The following is a 279-nucleotide window of genomic DNA, read 5'->3' on the forward strand; positions in this document are numbered from 1 at the left end:
TCCCGCCTGATTGCCGGAAAGGACCAGCGTTTTGTTGAAATCGGACAGGGTTGAGTTGCCCTGATACCAGGCATACGCCAGCGCACCGGTCGCCACCGCCAGCGAGGTGGCCCCCACCATCGGCAGGGTGATCGCACCGGCAAGCCCCCTGAACATGGGGATCATCCCGCCGAAGGAGTCCTTCACCTGCCCCCCCTGTTGCAGCAGGATCAGCCACGGACTTTGCCCGCCTGCAAGCTGCGTGGCCACGTCGGTGAACTGTGCAGGCAGCATACGCAT

Annotated in this window: 1 protein-coding gene; it reads right to left on the reverse strand. The window is 63.8% G+C overall.

Annotation, left to right across the window (positions count from 1 at the left end; translation table 11 throughout):
• The coding region (locus SB659_RS19345; protein ID WP_410551566.1) for a phage tail length tape measure family protein at positions 1 to 279 on the reverse strand (279 nt) is incomplete at both ends.

Source organism: Arthrobacter sp. SIMBA_036 (assembly GCF_046535135.1).
GTDB lineage: Bacteria > Actinomycetota > Actinomycetes > Actinomycetales > Micrococcaceae > Arthrobacter.